At 68.6% G+C, this 14,123-nt stretch carries 14 protein-coding genes; 8 read left to right on the top strand and 6 right to left on the bottom strand.

The features are described from left to right. Nucleotides 1-98 precede the first annotated feature (98 nt). Nucleotides 99-1,442 carry an NADP-specific glutamate dehydrogenase gene (gdhA, locus tag DD542_RS03095; protein WP_127803719.1) on the top strand — a complete coding sequence of 448 codons (1,344 nt, stop codon included), beginning with the start codon at nt 99-101 and terminating at the stop codon, nt 1,440-1,442. A 4-nt stretch (nt 1,443-1,446) separates the two neighbouring features. On the opposite strand, the gene DD542_RS03090 is transcribed toward gdhA, so the two are convergent. Next, nucleotides 1,447-1,848: a GreA/GreB family elongation factor gene (locus DD542_RS03090; protein WP_127803717.1), complete on the bottom strand. Its 402-nt coding sequence runs from the start codon at nt 1,846-1,848 to the stop codon at nt 1,447-1,449. 352 nt (nt 1,849-2,200) lie between these two features. Here DD542_RS03090 and DD542_RS03085 point away from each other — a divergent pair, with 352 nt between their 5' ends. The 4 genes from DD542_RS03085 to DD542_RS03070 all read left to right on the top strand — a co-directional run bounded on the left by DD542_RS03085 (nt 2,201) and on the right by DD542_RS03070 (nt 5,977). After that, nucleotides 2,201-3,043 carry an alpha/beta fold hydrolase gene (locus DD542_RS03085; RefSeq protein ID WP_127803715.1) on the top strand — a complete coding sequence of 281 codons (843 nt, stop codon included), beginning with the start codon at nt 2,201-2,203 and terminating at the stop codon, nt 3,041-3,043. Nucleotides 3,044-3,106: 63 nt separating this feature from the next. Then, the gene (locus tag DD542_RS03080; protein WP_206610759.1) at nt 3,107-4,363 is read left to right on the top strand and encodes a Bcr/CflA family efflux MFS transporter; all 1,257 of its coding nucleotides are present in this window, start codon (nt 3,107-3,109) and stop codon (nt 4,361-4,363) included. Continuing rightward, the gene (gene miaA, locus DD542_RS03075) at nt 4,353-5,327 is read left to right on the top strand and encodes a tRNA (adenosine(37)-N6)-dimethylallyltransferase MiaA (protein WP_127803713.1); all 975 of its coding nucleotides are present in this window, start codon (nt 4,353-4,355) and stop codon (nt 5,325-5,327) included. The genes DD542_RS03080 and miaA overlap by 11 nt, the downstream gene beginning before the upstream one ends. Next, nucleotides 5,324-5,977, top strand: coding sequence for an ABC transporter ATP-binding protein (locus tag DD542_RS03070; protein WP_127803711.1), 654 nt, complete (start codon nt 5,324-5,326; stop codon nt 5,975-5,977). The genes miaA and DD542_RS03070 overlap by 4 nt, the downstream gene beginning before the upstream one ends. Here DD542_RS03070 and DD542_RS03065 read toward each other — a convergent pair. The 5 genes from DD542_RS03065 to DD542_RS03045 all read right to left on the bottom strand — a co-directional run bounded on the left by DD542_RS03065 (nt 5,974) and on the right by DD542_RS03045 (nt 10,661). Then, on the bottom strand, nt 5,974-7,134 hold the full coding sequence (locus DD542_RS03065) for an ROK family transcriptional regulator (RefSeq protein ID WP_084396994.1): 1,161 nt from the start codon (nt 7,132-7,134) through the stop codon (nt 5,974-5,976). The two genes, DD542_RS03070 and DD542_RS03065, sit on opposite strands and share 4 nt — an antisense overlap. Nucleotides 7,135-7,266: 132 nt before the next feature. Beyond that, on the bottom strand, nt 7,267-7,719 hold the full coding sequence (locus DD542_RS03060) for an RbsD/FucU domain-containing protein (protein WP_127803709.1): 453 nt from the start codon (nt 7,717-7,719) through the stop codon (nt 7,267-7,269). A gap of 9 nt (nt 7,720-7,728) precedes the next feature. After that, nucleotides 7,729-8,520, bottom strand: a complete 792-nt coding sequence (locus DD542_RS03055) for an ATP-binding cassette domain-containing protein (protein WP_079365965.1) — start codon at nt 8,518-8,520, stop codon at nt 7,729-7,731. Continuing rightward, complete coding sequence (locus tag DD542_RS03050) at nt 8,520-9,479, bottom strand: ABC transporter permease (RefSeq protein ID WP_127803707.1); 960 nt, start codon at nt 9,477-9,479, stop codon at nt 8,520-8,522. Before DD542_RS03050 ends, DD542_RS03055 begins: the two co-directional genes overlap by 1 nt. A gap of 198 nt (nt 9,480-9,677) precedes the next feature. Further along, nucleotides 9,678-10,661, bottom strand: coding sequence for a sugar ABC transporter substrate-binding protein (locus DD542_RS03045; protein ID WP_127803705.1), 984 nt, complete (start codon nt 10,659-10,661; stop codon nt 9,678-9,680). Between the two features lie 169 nt (nt 10,662-10,830). Between DD542_RS03045 and DD542_RS03040 the strand changes: the two genes are divergently transcribed. The 3 genes from DD542_RS03040 to pgl all read left to right on the top strand — a co-directional run bounded on the left by DD542_RS03040 (nt 10,831) and on the right by pgl (nt 14,121). Next, complete coding sequence (locus tag DD542_RS03040) at nt 10,831-11,838, top strand: PfkB family carbohydrate kinase (RefSeq protein WP_241559668.1); 1,008 nt, start codon at nt 10,831-10,833, stop codon at nt 11,836-11,838. A gap of 109 nt (nt 11,839-11,947) precedes the next feature. Further along, the gene (gene zwf, locus DD542_RS03035; protein ID WP_127803701.1) at nt 11,948-13,417 is read left to right on the top strand and encodes a glucose-6-phosphate dehydrogenase; all 1,470 of its coding nucleotides are present in this window, start codon (nt 11,948-11,950) and stop codon (nt 13,415-13,417) included. Further along, on the top strand, nt 13,417-14,121 hold the full coding sequence (gene pgl, locus DD542_RS03030; protein ID WP_127803699.1) for a 6-phosphogluconolactonase: 705 nt from the start codon (nt 13,417-13,419) through the stop codon (nt 14,119-14,121). Before zwf ends, pgl begins: the two co-directional genes overlap by 1 nt. Nucleotides 14,122-14,123: the final 2 nt, after the last annotated feature.

The following is a 14,123-nucleotide window of genomic DNA, read 5'->3' as shown; positions in this document are numbered from 1 at the left end:
CGCACCATTAGCGGGCCTCACGCCACATTCATGTGCCTTTTGGATCATGAAATGCGGGTTTTGCATACTCTCATGCACTTTTCTGGAGCATCACACGCATGAAATACGCCTCGGTCCACGACTTTCTTTCCCACGTTGAAGCCCGCAACCCGGGTCAGCCCGAGTTCCTGCAGGCGGTCACCGAGGTGATGGAAAGCCTCTGGCCCTTCATCGCCGCCCACCCCAAGTACGCCGAGCAAGGACTGCTCGACCGCCTGGTCGAGCCCGAGCGCGTGGTCATGTTCCGCGTGTCCTGGGTCGACGACCATGGCCAGGTGCAGGTCAACCGCGGCTACCGCATCCAGCACAGCATGGCGATCGGCCCCTACAAGGGCGGCATCCGCTTCCACCCCTCGGTGACGCTGTCGGTGCTCAAGTTCCTGGCCTTCGAGCAGACCTTCAAGAACGCCCTGACCACCCTGCCCATGGGTGGCGGCAAGGGTGGCTCGGACTTCGACCCCAAGGGCAAGAGCCCGGCCGAAGTCATGCGCTTCTGCCAGGCCTTCGTGATGGAGCTGTTCCGCCATGTGGGCCCGGACACCGACGTGCCGGCCGGTGACATCGGCGTGGGCGGCCGCGAGGTCGGCTACATGGCCGGCATGTACAAAAAACTGGCCAACAGCGCCGCCAGCGTGTTCACCGGCAAGGGCCTGTCCTTCGGCGGCTCACTGGTCCGCCCCGAGGCCACCGGCTACGGCACGGTGTATTTCGCGGAAGAGATGCTCAAGACCCGCGGCAAGTCCTTCCAGGGCATGCGCGTCTCGGTGTCCGGCTCGGGCAACGTGGCGCAGTACGCCGTCGAGAAGGCCATGGCCCTGGGCGCCAAGGTGGTCACCGTCTCCGACTCCAGCGGCACCATCGTCGACGAGGCCGGCTTCTCGCCCGAGAAGCTGGCCATCCTGATGGACGTGAAAAACCACCACTACGGCCGAGTGAGCGACTACGCCGAACGCACCGGGGTGAAGTTCGAGGCCGGCAAGCGCCCCTGGCACGTGCCGGTGGACGTGGCCCTGCCATGCGCCACGCAGAACGAGCTGGACGAGGCCGATGCACGCACCCTGATCGCCAATGGTGTGCTCTGCGTGGCCGAAGGCGCCAACATGCCCTCCACCATCGAGGCCGCCAAGGCATTCGAAGCGGCCGGCGTGCTGTACGCACCGGGCAAGGCATCGAACGCCGGCGGCGTGGCCACCTCGGGCCTGGAGATGAGCCAGAACGCCATGCGCCTGTCGTGGACGCGCGAAGAGGTGGACGCCCGCCTGCTGCAGATCATGCAGGGCATCCACGCCGCCTGTGTCAAGCACGGCCAGCGCACCGATGGCAGCGTGAGCTACATCGACGGCGCCAACATCGCCGGCTTCGTCAAGGTGGCCGACGCCATGCTGGCGCAGGGCGTGGTCTGACGCATCAGGTGGTGTAGTCGCCGCTCGCCTCGGGCTGGAACAGGATGGCTGTCACCCGGGCCGAGCGGGGCTCGCCCTGCGGCGTGTGCCAGTGCGCGCGCCCACCGACGCGCAGCCCCAGCAGGCTGGCGCCCACCGGAGACAGCACCGAGATGAAACCTTGGGCCGGCTCGGCGTCTTCGGGATAACACAGGGTGAGCCTGCGCGGCGCCGTTTCGCCCGCTTCGAGGATTTCGATCTGCGAATACATGGTCACCACGTCGGCAGGCACCTCGGGTGAGGGCACCTGTTCGGCCAGATCGAGCGCGTCGGGCAGACCGGCGGGCATGCGGTGGGCGCCCAGCTTGTGCAGGCGGACGAGATCAAGTTCGGTGACGATGCGGTCGCCACGGGAAAAAAGGGACATGTCGGCTCCAGAAAAGGCCCGTCCCGGCCGAGCAAGCGGGGAACGGCTATGCGCTCTGGTCGAGGGGCCCGGCGATCGCGCGTGGCGCGGATGAGTGGGAGAGGAAGGGGATCGCCGGGCTCAGGAATGTGCGGCCGTCGCGCCACCACCTAAGGTGTGGACGGGCACGCGCACACCCGGTTCCGTCGCAAGAGGCGACAGAACGCGACACGAGGTCGTCGGGTGGTGGATGCGCAGCATGAGCGGCAATGTAGGCAGGACGGGCGCCCGTGTCAACCGGTGAGTGCCCGGCGGCGACCGGCCGGCGCGCCGGCAGTGAACTTTCCACCGGCCCGGAGGATCGTGTAAGCCCATGAAACGCCTGATCGCCCTCGTCCTGCTCTCCGCCGCCGTGCTGGCCGGTTGCGCCACCCTCGACGAACGCCAGCGCGGCTGGATCTTCCAGCCCTCGGACCGCAGCTGGTGGCGAGGCGAAGAGGCGGCACAGGGCATGCAGGACGTGTGGATCGAATTCCAGTCCCGGGAAACCGGCCGGCCGGTGAAACTGCACGGGCTGTGGAGCGCGCACGAACGCTTCGGGAGCGACCCCAAGGCCCCCGTGCTGCTCTACCTGCACGGCGCCCGCTTCAACGTGGTCGGCTCGGCCTTCCGCGCGCGGCGCATGCAGGAACTGGGCTTCTCGGTGCTGGCGGTGGACTACCGCGGTTTTGGCAAGAGCACCAATACCCTGCCCTCCGAAACCATGGCCTACGAGGACGCTCGTGCCGCCTGGGACTGGCTCGCCCGGCAGTACCCCGACCAGCCGCGCTACATCTTCGGCCATTCGCTGGGCGGCGCCATCGCCATCGACCTGGCGGCCCAGGTGCAGGACGAGGCCGGTACCCTGGTCGAAGGCACCTTCACCTCGATTCCCGACGTGGTCGCCTCCTACAAGTGGGGCTGGCTGCCGGTCGGCCCGCTGATCACCCAGCGCTTCGAGACCGTGGAACGGGTCAAGAAGATCGGCTCGCCACTGCTGGTGGTACATGGCAGCGAGGACCGCACCATCGCGCCGGAACTGGGCCGCAAGCTGTACGAGGCCGCCACCGGCCCCAAGCGCTTCGAGCTGGTGGAGGGCGGGTCGCACCACAACACCAACGCGGTGGGGCAGCCGCAGTACCGCGTGGCCCTGGCCGAGCTGTTCGGAATGCGTTGACCCCCCGCGCCGCTTTCGGCGTCGCCCCGGTTGAACATGAGGGCATCTGCTAACCTCGATCGGATGTCCGCTTCCCGTTCCGCCATGTCGCCCGGCCTGATCGTGCTGGTGCTCTCGCTGCTGCTGGGCCTGCAGCCGGTCACCACCGACCTCTACCTGCCCGCCCTGCCCTCGATCACCCAGGGCTTCGGCGCCAGCATGCCGCAGGCGCAGCTGACGCTCACCGCCCTGCTGTTGGCCTTCGGCCTCTCCCAGCTGGTCTGGGGACCGCTGTCCGACCGCTTCGGCCGCCGCCCGGTCCTGTTGGTCGGAACCGCCCTGTATGTGCTGGCCGCGGTGGGCAGCACGTTTTCAGCGTCGATGGAGCAGCTCATCGTCTGGCGCATCCTGCAGGGCATGGCCATGGGTGCGGGCGTGATGTGTGCGCGCGCCGTGGTGCGCGACCTGTATGCGCCTGTGGATGGCGCTCGGGTGATGTCCAAGGGTCTCACCGGCCTGGGCGTGATCGCCTGCGCAAGCGCGCCGATCGGCGGTCTGCTGGCCGACCTCGCCGGCTGGCGGGTGGCCCTGTTGGCGCTGGCCGTGTTCGGTGCCGGCACGCTGGCACTGCTGGTCTGGCGCTTCGAAGAGACCCTGGCGCAGAAGAACCCGCGCGCGCTGGAGCCGCTGACCTTGCTGCGCACCTGGGCCGGCATCCTGCGCCACCCAACCTTCTGGGCCTTCACCCTGCTCTCGGCCACCTCCTACGGCGGCCTGTTCACCTTCCTGGCCGCCTCGTCGTTTGTGTTCATTGGCGTGCTGGGCCTGAGCAAGACCGCCTACGGCCTGCTGATGCTGGTGATGTCGCTGTCCTACATCGTGGGCACATTCATCTGCCGCCGCCTGCTGCAGAGCCTGGGCGTGCGGCTCACGGTCGCCATCGCCGGCGGCTGCACCCTGCTGGCCGGCAGCACCATGGGGCTGCTGGCGCTGGCGGGCATCCAGCACCCGGCCGCCATCCTCGGCCCCTTCGTCCTGTTCATGCTCGGCCATGGTGTGCACCAGCCCTGCGGCCAGAGCGGCGCCGTCGGCCCGTTCCCGCAGGCGGCCGGCGCGGCCTCGGCCATGAGCGGCTGCCTGATGATGCTGACCGCCTTCTTCATGGGCGGCTGGCTCGGCAAAAGCCTGGCCGAAAACCCGGGCAGCGTGCGGCCGCTGACCGATGGCCTGTGGTTCTGGAGCGTGCTGATCGCGCTGACCGCCTGGACCCTGGTGCAGCGCCATGGCGAGGTGAAAACGCCGCCGGTGCGCGTCACCACCGGAGCAAGCGATGCCCGCTGAGCCCGTGCGCTGCATTGCGCTCGCCGGTCCCACCGCCAGCGGGAAAAGCGCCACCGCGCTCGCCATCGCCCAGCGCTGGCCGGTCGAAATCATCAGCGTCGATTCGGCACTGGTCTACCGGGGCATGGACATCGGCACCGCCAAGCCCTCGCGCGAGGAACAGGCGCAGGTGCCGCACCACCTGATCGACATCACCGACCCACTGAACGCCTACAGCGCGGCCGACTTCGTGCGCGACGCGCAGCGGCTGATCCAAGAAATCCGGTCTCGCGGCCGCACGCCGCTGCTCGTGGGCGGCACCATGCTGTATTTCAAGGCCCTGATGCAGGGCCTGGACGACATGCCGCCCGCCGACGCCGACGTGCGCACGCGCATCGAAGCGGCCGCCGCCGCACACGGTTGGCCAGCGATGCACACCGAACTGGCGAAAATCGACCCGGCCACCGCCGCCCGGCTTGCGCCCAACGATGCCCAACGCATCCAGCGCGCGCTTGAAGTGTTTGAGGTGTCGGGCCGTCCGATTTCGTCGTTCCAGACCGGCGACCGCCGGACGGCGGACAACCCGGTTCCGGAAGGCGCCTTCCTCAGCCTGGAACCCGCCGACCGCGGGTGGCTGCACGGGCGCATCGCCCAGCGCTTCGACGCCATGCTGGCCGACGGCTTCGTGGACGAGGTGCGGCGCCTGCGCGCGCGCGGCGACCTGCACCCGGACCTGCCCTCGATGCGCTGCGTCGGCTACCGCCAGGCCTGGGAGGCGCTGGACGCCGCTGCCGACGCGCCGCTGAATGCTGCCCAGCAAGCCGAACTGCGCGACCGCGGCATCTTCGCCACGCGCCAGCTCGCCAAGCGCCAGATCACCTGGCTGCGCTCGATGCCGCAGCGGCGCGTGATCGCCTGCGATGCGCCCGATGCGCTGGCGCAGGTGCTGGCGGAGGTCGCGCCCCTGATGGAAGGCCGGTCATGAGTCTGGTGATCCAGGATTTGGGCAAACGCTACGGCGACACACCCGTGTTCTCCAACGTCTCCCTCACCGTCGCCCCCTGTGAGTTCGTCGCCATCGTCGGCGAGTCGGGCGTGGGCAAGTCCAGCCTGCTCAACTGCATGGCGGCGCTGGACGACTGGCAGGACGGGTCGATCTCCCTCGACGGCACCGACCTCGGGCGGCTCAACGAGACCCAGAGGGCCCACTGGCGTCGCGAGGCGCTGGGATTCGTGTTCCAGGCCTTCCATGTGCTGCCGCACCTGGACGTGGCGCAGAACGTCGGTCTGCCGCTGCTGCTGCTCAAACGCCCCGATCCGGCGCAGGTGGCGCAGGTGCTGGAGGCGGTCGGGCTGGCGGGCCTGGGCGAACGGCTGCCGGCCCAGCTCTCGGGCGGTCAGCTGCAACGCGTGGCGATTGCGCGTGCGCTCGTACACAAGCCCCGCCTGATCCTGGCCGACGAGCCCACCGGCAACCTCGACCCGTCCACCGCGGCGCAGGTGATGGACCTGCTGCAGGCGCAGACGCGGGAGAACGGCGCCTCGCTGATCCTGGTCACCCATTCAGAACACGCCGCGGCGCGCGCGGACCGCACACTGCACCTGACCGCGCAGGGCCTGGCGCCCGGCGTCTAGACCTTCAGGAACAGATCCCGATCCGGCGCAAAGCTCGCGTGCAGCGGCAGCAGCGCCCCGCCGAGCGCACGCGCGTCGGAGCCGATGGTGCCGAGTTCGAGCCGGGGCATCGCGAGCAGACCTTCGGGGTTGTAGGCCTTGAGCGCCTCACCGGTGCGTTGCCAGAGTTCGCGCAGCAGGTCGGGCACCACCACGCCATCGATCACCACCGCCTCCACGTCGAGGAAGGCCGTGCCCGCCACCACGCAGTGCGCCAGCGCCAGCGCCGCACGATCGATCCACTCGCGGGTGTAAGGCAGCCAGTGGCCGGCCAGGGCGCGCGCATCGTAGGCGGCCATCGGGTCCAGCCCGTGTTCGCGGAAGCGCTGTTCCAGGTCCCACAGCGAGGCCTGGCTGATCAGCTGCGGCGGCAGTTCGCGCGGGTTCGCCGACGCGGCCACCTGCAGCGGCAGCGAGGCCACCGCGCCCGCGTTGCCGTTCACCCCGCGGTGCAGGTGCGAATCGATCACCAGCCCGCCACCGACGAAGGTGTCCATGAAGAGATACAGGAAACTGTGCAGGTCGCGCCCGCGCCCCTGCAGAAGCTCGGCCACGCAGGCGGCCGAGGTGTCCTTGGCAAAGCTGACCGGCAGCTCGGTCATGGCCTGCACCTCGGCGGCGAGGTCGAGGTGGGTCCAGGCGTCGGACTGGGCCTCGGTCAGGCCCAGCATGCGGTGCCAGCCGCCCAGCTGGAACGGCGCCGCCACGCCCACGCCGACCACCCGGCTGCGCAGACCGCCCAGGTCGTCGAGCAGGCGGTTGAGGTTCTTCTCGATTTCCGGCAGCAGCGACGCCGCGTCCGGGAACGGATAGGCAATCGACAGGCGCTGGCGCACCCGGCCGAGAAAGTCGACCAGCAGCCAGTCGGCGCTGCGCCGGCCGATCTTGATGCCCACGGCAAACGCGCCGTCGGGGTTCAGGCCCAGCGGCACCGAGGGCTGGCCGACCCGGCCACGCACCGGCGCTTCGCGCACCAGCAGCTGGTCTTCGTCCAGACGGGCGGTGATCAGGCCGATGGTCTGTGCCGTCAGCCCGGTCAGCCGCGCCAGCTCTGCCTTGGGCATGCTGCCGTGCACCCGCAGCGCCTGCAGCACGACGCGGTCGTTGAACTGGCGCATGCCAATCTGGTTCGAGCCGCGCTGGCGCAGGCGCGGGGCGTCGCCCGCGTCGGCGCCACCGTCCGGCGCCGGCGGATCGATCGGCTCTTGGGGGTGCTTGTCTTCGCTCACAGCCGGCGAGTGTGACACGCCTCAGGGCCGCAGGGCCTGTCCCAGCACACCCTTGCGCAGCAGGAAGTTGCCCCAGGGCTCCAGCTCGCCGGTGACGACGATGGCGTAGGCCTTCTTCACACGCTCGTAGAACTCGTAGCGCTCCACCGCCTGCACGCGTTCGGGCGGCAGACCGGCCGATGCCAGCAGGGCCACAGCCTCGCGTTGCAGGGCCGACCGGTAGCCTTCCGGCGTGTCGCTCACCTGCATGTAGGCCACGGGATGGGTCACATCCTCGGCCAGGGGAAACACGCTCACCACCGCCTCCAATGTTCGAATCATGCCGACGCCCGGCAGGCGCAGCACCGGCTTGCCGGCGCCCAGGCTCATGGCGGTGAAGTTGGCATCCGCCAGCACCACCGCGTCGTCGTGCCCCATCTCGGCCAGCAGCTTGAGCAGCTCCGGGCTGAGCAGGGGATCAATTCCTTTGAGCATGGTGCGTCCTCAGGCCAGACATTCCGCGGGCAGCGTCGCGGGATCGCGCGCGCCCGTCATCACCGCCACCGTGTCGCTCATGCTGATCGTCTTGGGGTTGACCACGCAGGCGCGCTTGCCCAGACGGGCGATGTGGATGCGGTCGGCGATCTCGAACACGTGCGGCATGTTGTGGCTGATCAGGATCACGGGCAGGCCCTTGTCGCGCACGCGGCGGATCAGCTCCAGCACCATGTTGCCTTCCTTCACGCCCAGCGCGGCGGTCGGTTCGTCCAGGATGACCACGTGCTGCGCGAAGGCCGCGGCGCGGGCCACCGCCACGCACTGGCGCTGACCGCCCGAGAGCGTCTCCACCGCCTGTGTCATGGAACGGATGCCCACCTTGAGATCGGCCATACGCTGCACGGCAATTTCCAGCATCTTCTTCTTGTCCAGCATGCGCAGGGTGTTGCCCAGAAAACCTTCGCGGCGCATCTCGCGGCCCAGGAATAGGTTCTCGGTGATAGTCATGGCGGGGGCCACGGCCAAGTCCTGGTAGCAGCACTCGATGCCGGCGCGGCGCGCGTCGATCGGGGTGTTGAAGTGGATCTTCTGACCGTCCAGGTAGATCTCGCCCTCGTCGGGAATGGTGGCGCCCGAGAGCGCCTTGATCAGGCTGGACTTGCCGGCGCCGTTGTCGCCGATCACCGCCAGGATTTCACCGGCGCGCAGCTCGAAGTCCGCACCGTCGAGCGCGGTGACCTGGCCGTAGCGCTTGACCAGGCCCTTGGCCTGCATCACGAGTTTGTGGGAAGTGCTCATTACCGGGCTCCTTTGCGGGAGAGTTGGTCCACAGTCACGGCGATGATCACCAGGATGCCGGTGATCAGCACCTGGTACACCGACGAGACGCCCATCAGCGTCAATCCGTTGCGCAGCACGCCGACCACGATGGCCCCGACCAGCGAGCCGAGGATCATGCCGCGGCCGCCGAACAGGCTGGTGCCGCCCAGCACCACGGCGGTGATGGCGTCCAGGTTCTCGGTCTGTCCGGCGTTCGGGTCGCCCACCTCGGTGCGGGCCACCAGCAGCAGCGAAGCGATGCCGTAGAACACGCCAGCCAGCACGTACACCCACAGCAGCACGCGGTCGGTCGGGATGCCGACCAGGCGCGTGGCCTCGGGGCTGTTGCCCACGGCGTAGACATGGCGGCCCGAGGCGGTCTCGCGCAGCCAGAACCAGGCGCCCAGGTACAGCAACACCATCACCACGGTGCCGTAGGCGACCGGCGCGCCGGCGATGTCGAAGGTGCCGCCCAGCGCGGTCATGAAGGGCGGCAGGTCGGAAACGGTCTGCGCACCGGAATACAGCTGGGTGATCGCGAAGGCGATGTTCATCGTGCCCAGGGTCACGATGAAGGGCGGCAGCTTGATGCGCGTGACCAGCAGGCCGTTGATGAGGCCGAAAGCAGCCGTCACGCCGATGCCACAGAGGATGGCCAGCGGCGCGGGCACGCCCAGCTCGACCGCGAACTTGGTCATCACGATGCTGCCCAGGGCCATCACCATGCCGCACGAGAGGTCGATGCCGGCGGTCAGGATGACCAGGGTCTGGCCGATGGCGATCACGCCCACCACCATGACCTGCTGGAGGATCAGCGCGAAGTTCGCGCCGGTGAAGAAGTTGTCGGTCGTCATGCCGAAGATGGCACAGGCGATCGCGAGGGCAATGAAAGGCCCCATCTGGCTGATGGGAGGCAGCCGGTCCTTGAAAGAGCTCATGACGAGATCTCCGGTAGAGAGCAAACAGAGAAAAGAAAAGGGCGCCCTTGCTTCGCCGGGACTCCTGGTTCCCGGTTCAAAGGGGCGCCCCCGGCGCCTTGGTGGCGAAGATGAAGACCCGGCGCCGGGCCGCCCCAAGCCGGGTCAGCCCCCCTGGGGGGCAGCGACCCGCGAAGCGGCGGAGCGTGGGGGCTCAGATCACTTCTTGTCGCCCCAGCACAGCTCGGTACCGACCTTCACGTCCTTGCTGTCCACGCCGGCCACAGCCTTGGCGGCGATCAGGGTCACGCCGGTGTCGACGTAGCCCGTGGCCTTCTTGCCACCCTTGGCGTACTCGACGCCGGCGGCCACGCCCATGGCGGCCATCTTCAGCGGGTACTGCTGCGAGGTGGCGGCGATCACGCCCTTGCCAACATCGGCCACGCCGGCGCAGCCGCCGTCGACGGACACGATGATCACGTCCTTCTCCTTGCCGGCCTTCTTCAGCGCGTTGTAGGCGCCGGCGGCGGCGGGTTCGTTGATGGTGTAGACCACGTTGATGGCCGGGTCCTTCTGCAGGCAGTTCTCCATCGCGGTCTGGCCCTTGGCCTGGTTGCCGTCGGTGTCGGCGGCGCACACGGTTTCCGGCGTGGACGACAGTTCGTTGGACTTGGCATCGTTCGCCTTCAGGCCGAAACCGGTCATGAAGCCGTTGTGGCGCTGGGCACCCACGGGGTGGCCGGGGAACAGGTCGAGCATGGCGATCTTGGCGGGCTTGCCACCCAGCGCGGCCTTGGCGTACTGGCCGATCAGGATGCCGGCCTTGTAGTTGTCGGTGGCGAACAGGGCGTCGGCGCCGTCAAACGGGCTGTCCAGCGCGATCACCTGCACGCCCTTGGCCTGGGCCTTCTTGACAGCGGGAATGATGGCGTCGCCGCTGGCCGTGATCAGAATGGTCTTGGCACCGGCGGTGACCATGTTCTCGATGGCGGTGATCTGGGCGGCGGTGTCGCCATCCTTCTTGCCGGCGGCGGTCATCAGCTTGGCACCCAGCTTCTTGGCTTCCGCCTGCGCACCTTCCTTCATCTTCACGAAGAAGGGGTTGGTTTCGGTCTTGGTGATCAGGCCGATCACGGGCTCGGCGGCGAAGGTGGAACCAGCGGCCAGGGCCAGGGCGGTGAAGGCGAAAGCGACTTTTTTCACAGATGTCTCCTGAGGAGGATGGATGGGATCAGACGTTGTTGAACCAGGTTTTCTCAGCCGCCGGACCTTCGGGTTAGCCCGAGTCCGGCTGCGGAGTGACTGAACTATAGTTGCTGGACGTTAAATAAATCAATTGGATTTAGTTATGGTTTTCCCTACTTCCGACCAAATGCAGCCCAACACCCCGATCACCGTCGCCACCGCCGGCGAGGCCCTGATGGACATGATCCAGGAGGCCGACGACCGGCTGCGCCCTTGCGACGGTGGCGCGGTCTACAACCTCACCCGCGCGCTCGGCCTGCAGGGCGTGGGCACGCTCTACCTGAACCCGCTCTCGCAGGACCGCTTCGGCCGCGGCCTGGCCCACGCCATCGCGCGGGCCCGCGTGACGCTGGCCCACCCCGAGCCGGCGCACGAGCCCACCTCGCTGGCCGTCGTCAGCCTGGACGAGGCCGGCAAGGCCAGCTACAGCTTCTACCGCGAGGGCGTGGCCGACCGCCGCGTCGACGCCGCCACCATGAACGCGCAGTGCGCGGCGCAGCCGGCGCTGAAGATGGTGGTCACCGGCTGCCTGGCCCTGGTGGCCGACGACACGCACAAGTACCTGCCCTGGCTGCAGGCGCAGCGCGCCGCGGGCAAGCTGGTCGTGGTGGACGCCAACCTGCGCCCCGCCATCGTGCCGGACATGGCGGCCTACCAGGCCAGCGTGATGGCGGCGCTGGGCGAGGCCGACATCGTCAAGGTCAGCGACGACGACCTGGGCATCCTCGGCTTCACGAACCCGGACCCGCTGGTCGCCGCGCGCGAACTGCTCGCCAAGACACCGGCCCGCTGGCTGGCTCTGACCCTGGGCGCCAGGGGCGCGGTCATCCTGTCGCGCGACGGCGGCGCCTGGCAGGCGGCCGAATCACAGCCCGTGCAGGTGGCCGACACCGTGGGCGCGGGCGACAGCTTCCTGGCGGGCCTGCTGGTCGCGCTGCTGGACCGCCCCGCCATGCGCGCCGCCAAGACCGCCGCCGAACTGACCCTGGACGCCGCCGACGTGGAAGACCTGCTGGCAAATGCGATTGCCTGCGCCAGCCTGTGCGTGATGGAAACCGGCTGCGTGCCGCCGACGCGGGAACAGGTCTTGCAGCGCCTGGCCCAGGGCCGACCACACTTCAAGGTCCTGGCCTGACCGGCTCGCGGCCATGCGCGCAGCCCTTGCAGGGGTTGCTGCAAAAAAGAACCCTGCATGTAACTTAATTACCATAAACTCCACCCATCAAAGGTAACCCGGTAAAGCCATGGCCACTTCCCCGTCCCCCTCCTCCGCCCCGCTGGACCTCGTCATCTTCGGTGGCGTGGGCGACCTCTCGGTGCGCAAGCTGCTGCCCGCGCTGTACATGGCGCACCTGCACAACAACCTGCCGGCCGCCACCCGCATCCACGCCCTGGGCCGCCAGACCTGGGACCGCGCCGGCTTCCTCGCCTTCATCGGCGAGAAGGTGCCCGGCTTCATCGAGGCCAAACACTTCGACGACGGCGTCTGGGCCGGCTTCCTCGACCGTCTGCAGTTCACCAGCGTCGACGCCACCAGGGCCGAGGACTTCGCCTCGCTGGCCGCGGCCATGCAGCCGGGGTCCGACCGCGTGTACTACCTGGCCACCGCGCCGTCCCTGTTCGTGGGCATCTGCGCCCACCTGCACGGCGCCGGCCTGATCGACGAGCGCGCACGCGTGGTGCTGGAAAAGCCCCTGGGCCACGACCTGGCCTCGGCGCGCCAGATCAACGACGACGTGGGCCGCTACTTCCAGGAACAGCAGATCTTCCGCATCGACCACTACCTGGGCAAGGAAACGGTGCAGAACCTGATGGTGCTGCGCTTTGGCAACAGCATCTTCGAACCGCTCTGGCGCAGCCCCTACATCAAGAGCGTGCAGATCACCGTGGCCGAGAGCGTGGGCGTGGGCAGCCGCGCCGGTTTTTACGACGGCACCGGCGCCATGCGCGACATGATCCAGAACCACCTGCTGCAGCTGCTGTGCATCGTGGCCATGGAGCCGCCGGTCTCGCTCGACCCCGACGCGGTGCGCGACGAGAAGCTCAAGGTGCTGCGCTCGCTGCGCCCGATGACCGTGGCCGATGTGGCCAAGGACACGGTGCGCGGCCAGTACACCGCCGGCGCCTCCAACGGCGAGGCCGCGGTGGGCTACCTGCAGGAAGCCAACATCCCCGAAGGCAGCACCACCGAAACCTTCGTCGCGCTCAAGGCCCACATCAACAACTGGCGCTGGGCCAACGTCCCGATCTTCCTGCGCACCGGCAAGCGCATGGCCGCACGCCAGTCGGAGATCGTGATCGAGTTCGCCGACCTGCCCTTCACCATCTTCAGCGACTCGGCCCACCGGTCGGTCAACCGCCTGATGATCCGCCTGCAGCCGGAGGAACACATCCAGCTGCAGATGATGGCCAAGGAGCCCGGCAGCGGCATGAAGCTGCGCCCGGTGAGCCTGAACCTGGACCTCGAATCGGCCTTCACCGAGCGCCGCGCCGAGGCCTACGAACGCCTGCTGATCGACGTCACCAAAGGCCGCCTGACGCACTTCATGCGCCGCGACGAACTGGAAGCCGCCTGGGCCTGGGTCGAACCCATCATCGACGGCTGGCAGCAGCTGGGCGAGAAACCCAAGGCCTACACCGCCGGCAGCTGGGGCCCGGCCGCCTCGTCGGCGCTGATGGCGCGCGAGGGTTCGGCCTGGGTGGAGGAGGCCTGATGGCCGTGACCGAACACCCTGGCGCGACGCCGGCCGCCATCGCGGCCCACATCGCCGACGCGCTGCGCACCGCCATCGCCGCGCGCGGCCAGGCCAGCCTCGCGGTCTCGGGCGGCAAGTCGCCGATCCCCATGTTCGAAGCCCTGCGCGAGCAGGACCTGGACTGGTCCAAGGTGAGCATCGTGCTGGTGGACGAGCGCATCGTTCCGCGCGACCACGAGGCCAGCAACACCGCCCTGGTCGCCCGCCACCTGTTGCAGGGGAAGGCCGCCGCGGCCCGTTTCCTGCCGTTCTTCCGCGAACTGGCGCCGCAGTTCAACGCCGCGGTGCTGGACGCCCTGGTCGAGGACGCGACCGCGCGCATCGCCCCCCTGCCCTGGCCGCTGGACCTGGCCGTGCTCGGCATGGGCGAGGACGCACACACCGCCTCGCTGTTCCCCGGCGCGCCCGGCTACGCCCGCGCCATTGCCACCGACGAGCGCCTGGCCTGGGTGGTGCCCGAACAGGCGCCGATTCCCGCGCCGCACGCCCGCCTCACGTTCACGCTGCACGCCCTGCTGGCATCGCGGGAACTGTTGCTCTCCATCGCCGGCGCGTCCAAGCTCGCCGTCTACGACCGCGCCTCTCAAAAGGCCGACGAAGCCCTGCCCGTCTCGCTGATCCTGAACCAAACACAGGCGCCCGTGAGCGTCTGGAAGGGATGACC

Source organism: Hydrogenophaga sp. NH-16 (assembly GCF_004006415.1).
In the GTDB taxonomy this organism is placed as follows: Bacteria; Pseudomonadota; Gammaproteobacteria; order Burkholderiales; family Burkholderiaceae_C; genus Hydrogenophaga; species Hydrogenophaga pseudoflava.
Note: the sequence above shows the minus strand (reverse complement) of the source record. Positions and strands in the feature narration are given on the sequence as shown.

Bases quoted from the DNA above. Each gene is read 5' to 3' on its own strand.
- gdhA (WP_127803719.1), top strand. From the start codon at position 99: ATGAAATACGCCTCGGTCCACGACTTTCTTTCCCACGTTGAAGCCCGC.
- DD542_RS03090 (WP_127803717.1), bottom strand. From the start codon at position 1,848: ATGTCCCTTTTTTCCCGTGGCGACCGCATCGTCACCGAACTTGATCTC.
- DD542_RS03085 (WP_127803715.1), top strand. From the start codon at position 2,201: ATGAAACGCCTGATCGCCCTCGTCCTGCTCTCCGCCGCCGTGCTGGCC.
- DD542_RS03080 (WP_206610759.1), top strand. From the start codon at position 3,107: ATGTCCGCTTCCCGTTCCGCCATGTCGCCCGGCCTGATCGTGCTGGTG.
- miaA (WP_127803713.1), top strand. From the start codon at position 4,353: ATGCCCGCTGAGCCCGTGCGCTGCATTGCGCTCGCCGGTCCCACCGCC.
- DD542_RS03070 (WP_127803711.1), top strand. From the start codon at position 5,324: ATGAGTCTGGTGATCCAGGATTTGGGCAAACGCTACGGCGACACACCC.
- DD542_RS03065 (WP_084396994.1), bottom strand. From the start codon at position 7,134: ATGCGCCAGTTCAACGACCGCGTCGTGCTGCAGGCGCTGCGGGTGCAC.
- DD542_RS03060 (WP_127803709.1), bottom strand. From the start codon at position 7,719: ATGCTCAAAGGAATTGATCCCCTGCTCAGCCCGGAGCTGCTCAAGCTG.
- DD542_RS03055 (WP_079365965.1), bottom strand. From the start codon at position 8,520: ATGAGCACTTCCCACAAACTCGTGATGCAGGCCAAGGGCCTGGTCAAG.
- DD542_RS03050 (WP_127803707.1), bottom strand. From the start codon at position 9,479: ATGAGCTCTTTCAAGGACCGGCTGCCTCCCATCAGCCAGATGGGGCCT.
- DD542_RS03040 (WP_241559668.1), top strand. From the start codon at position 10,831: ATGCAGCCCAACACCCCGATCACCGTCGCCACCGCCGGCGAGGCCCTG.
- zwf (WP_127803701.1), top strand. From the start codon at position 11,948: ATGGCCACTTCCCCGTCCCCCTCCTCCGCCCCGCTGGACCTCGTCATC.
- pgl (WP_127803699.1), top strand. From the start codon at position 13,417: ATGGCCGTGACCGAACACCCTGGCGCGACGCCGGCCGCCATCGCGGCC.